At 60.2% G+C, this 2748-nt stretch carries 3 protein-coding genes; all 3 read right to left on the bottom strand.

From position 1 onward, the window contains the following. Positions 1-569 (bottom strand): FAD-dependent oxidoreductase (locus NW819_RS06295; RefSeq protein ID WP_414413235.1); only part of this gene is annotated, 569 nt, incomplete at its 3' end. Beyond that, the gene (locus NW819_RS06290; RefSeq protein ID WP_414413234.1) at positions 566-1393 is read right to left on the bottom strand and encodes a sulfurtransferase; all 828 of its coding nucleotides are present in this window, start codon (positions 1391-1393) and stop codon (positions 566-568) included. The genes NW819_RS06290 and NW819_RS06295, both read right to left, overlap by 4 nt. A 38-nt stretch (positions 1394-1431) precedes the next feature. Next, a partial coding sequence (locus NW819_RS06285; protein ID WP_414413233.1) for a tetratricopeptide repeat protein occupies positions 1432-2748 on the bottom strand: 1317 nt, incomplete at its 5' end.

Genomic DNA, 2748 nt, shown 5'->3' with positions numbered 1-2748 from the left:
GCTTGAGCCAAGGGGATCCCTGTTTCTGCGCTCATTTCCCGGCAAAGATCGTAGAGTTCCCCCATCAGCTCTGTGCCGGTACAGCCTCCCCCTGCCACCACAAAAGTCAACAGACCCGGCGTCGGATCCCCCTGGGCTGCCCGTTGCCAGCACTGCCGGATCCAAGTTCGGGCGGCCACCAATTGTTCTGCCGGTCGAATGGTGAAGGCATGTTGGATCCCATCGATGGGGCGCAACTCCCGGCCCACATTCACCAACAGATAGTCGTAGGCAAGAGTTTGGATCCCGGCTTCACTCTCCAGGGTCAGGGTTCGAGCTTCGGGTTGGATGTGGGTGACTCGCCCCGGCAAAAACTGGGCGCCGTTGGCTTGAATATGCTCCAGCAAAGGGATCCGCACCAGCTCCAGAGAAAACCGACCACTCAGCAGCCGCGTGGACATGCCTGAATTAACACTGTAGGGATAGGGGTTGATGGCGATCACCCGTGCCTGCCCTTTGAGCGCCCGCAAGGCGTCGATGGCTCCATAGCCACATCCGGCCAAGATCACAGTGGGCAGGGATCCCCTCATGGCTGGAGCGGGAACCGCTGGGGATCCCCGGCCGCCCATTCCAGGATGGAGCCGGAATAGCTTTTGGCCTGCCGGCCCACGTGGGTTAAAACCACCGTGACCCAAGCGGCGCGAACCCCAGCTGTGCAGTAGGCAATGATCTCGGCTTCCGGAGGGATCCCGGCTTTTTGCAGGCGGGCGTGAATTTCATCGGGCGGCAATAGGGATCCCGCCGCATCCATCAGCTCCTTGTAGCAGAGATGCACAGCGCCGGGGATGTGTCCACCGCGCGCCTCACCATAGGGGGTGGCTCCCTTGTATTCTTGGGCTTCGCGACTGTCGAGGATGGCCACACGGTCGGAGCCAAGGCTGGCCCGCAGAGTGTCCCGGTCGATCTCCCACCGGTCGGTTCGCCGCACTACAAAGTCGCCCCGTTGCGGTTCGTCGGCGCTTTGTCGGGTTGTGGTCAGCACTCCCTCCTTCACCAGGGCCGGATAGCCCCCGTCCACCATGACCGCCTGGGGATGACCCAAGCTGCGCAACATCCAAACGATCCAGCCATCTTCTCCCCAACCCCGCAGCGGATCGGCCACCACCACCACCGGACGCCCCTGAAACACGCCAAGGCCCTGCAGCTTTTCGGTGAGAAGGGCATCATCTGCCAACAGCTTGCCGCTGTTGGCAGCCTCTGGTTGAGTAAACTCCGTCCAGTTCACCGGAATTGAACCCTTCAGGATCCCGTCGGCTTGCAATTCCGCACTGCGTGCATCCAGAAGCGTTGCCCCTTGTTGGATGAGCTGGATGGCGGTTGCAGGGCTGACCACCCAACCTGGCGTTGGTGTCATGGGTTGAGAGAACCTTAACTGGAAGATCCTATCCCACCTTACGGGACGAGTAGGCCGGTATGGGCCTCTTCCATCTGTTTGGAGAGAAGCCGTTGCAGGCTCACTCTGGCTTCGGAGAAGTTGGGAGCGATTTCCAAAGCCGAGCGAAAGTGTTCAATGGCCTGCTCCAGCTTGCCTTGGCGGGCAAGGATGGATCCCAGACGATAGTGAGCTGCTCCATAGCTGCCATTGCTGCGAATGGCCCGTCGATAGCTGGCCTCCGCCGAGGTTAGATCCCCCTTGATGCGCGCCACTTCGCCCAGGCCAAAGTGAGCTTCCGGCAACTCTGAATCTCCTTGGAGGGCCTGTTCAAACTGCTGCATAGCCTGCTGCAACTGTTGGGGCTGGATGAACTTGCGCCCAGAGGCATCCCGTTGTTTGGGCCCCAAGTAGGCTAGGCCAATGGCGGCCATCGCTGCGTGCAGATCGGGGGCCAGCTCCAAAGCCCGCCGGTAGTTCTTGATGGCTTCGCTGTATTGCTCTTGGCTTGCCAACACCAGGCCCAAGCCGTAGTAGGCGCGAGCCTGCTGTCTTTTGAACTGGCCATTGAAGATCACCTGGCTGAACTCCTGGCTGGCTTGAGCCAGATGGCCTGCATGTACCATTGCCAAACCCAGATCCACCCGCACAGCGGCTGCCAACTCAGGACTGAGATCCAGGCTGAGGGCAGTTCGGAAGGCTGCTATTGCCGCTTTTAGCTGTCCTTTGCGCATCAGCGCTTGTCCCATCACGGCGTGGCCCAGGCCCAGGCGATCATTCAACTCCAAAGCAGCCCAGCAGGAGTCGATGGCCTCGTCCCATTGCCCCAGCTTGAGGCGAACTTGAGCAATGCAGAGATGAGCCTCGCTGAAGTGGGGATCCAACCCCAGGGCCTTTTGTTGCTGAGCTAACGCTTCTGCCCAGTTGCCCTTCTCTGCCCAGGCTTGGCCGAGCAGGCTATAGATCTCAGCTTGGGCGGATCCCTGGGTGAGGGGCAGCGCTTCGGGCAAATGGATCAAGACTTCATCCGGCTGATGCTGGGCCAACCACTGCCGTGCTAGAGCCTTCAGGGTTTCCACCAGGTGGGTGTTGATGCCGCTCAAGTTCGGGTTCAGGCGTTTGGCCTGTTGGTAGTGGCTCAATGCCTCCTGCAGTCGGTTGGTTTTCGCCAACAGATGGGCCAGTTCAATGTGGGCCTCTACGTGATCTGGCTGTCGCCGCACAGCCTCCTGAAACCGCTCCACTGCCTCAGGAATTGGATTGGCCTGTAAAAAGGACAGCCCTTCTGTAAAGGGATCCTGGGATCCCTCCCGCTCAAAGGTGTTGATGGCACGCCG

Origin of the sequence: Synechococcus sp. R8-2 (genome assembly GCF_047461715.1) — a bacterium.
GTDB lineage: Bacteria > Cyanobacteriota > Cyanobacteriia > Thermostichales > Thermostichaceae > Thermostichus.
This window is presented reverse-complemented; position numbering and strand designations above follow the sequence as displayed.

What these genes read in the sequence shown, in the direction of transcription:
- NW819_RS06290 (WP_414413234.1), bottom strand. Translation starts at nt 1,393, where the DNA reads ATGACACCAACGCCAGGTTGGGTGGTCAGCCCTGCAACCGCCATCCAG.